Annotated in this window: 1 protein-coding gene; it reads left to right on the top strand. The window is 44.9% G+C overall.

The window, feature by feature from the left end:
- Positions 1 to 60 precede the first annotated feature (60 nt).
- The coding region (locus AC1DCV_RS35785; RefSeq protein ID WP_477027683.1) for a transposase at positions 61 to 485 on the top strand (425 nt) is incomplete at its 3' end.

The raw sequence follows: 485 nt of genomic DNA, 5'->3' as shown, positions 1-485 counted from the left end.
GAGACTATTACATAAAGTGTGTCAGTAAAAAGTTTTTTAACTTTAAACTGATAAAACAATATGGAAAAGCAAAACTTTGATTTCGAAGCCTTCAAGAAGCAAGCGGCCAGCCGTTTGAAGAACGGAGATACGCTTTTAGGTAAGGACGGGGTGTTAACGCCGTTACTAAAAGAGTTTCTTGAGGGGGCCCTGGATGGTGAGTTGGAAGCGCATATTGAKGAGGAAGGAGAAGCCAACCGAAGGAACGGTAAAGGGCGTAARCAAGTAAAAACCGCCMTTGGATCGGTAGATATTAACCCACCGCGTGATCGTAATGGGACGTTCGAGCCCGAAATAATTCYTAAACGGCATAAAACTCTTGGGGTAGATCTGGATCGACAGATCATTTCTTTATATGCCCGCGGAGCCAGTTACAGTGACATACGGGATCATCTCATGGATATGTATGGTTTGGAGGCATCTACGGCCACGATAAGCCGCGTTAC

This window comes from Chitinophaga sp. 10T418 (genome assembly GCF_056394125.1).
This window is presented reverse-complemented; position numbering and strand designations above follow the sequence as displayed.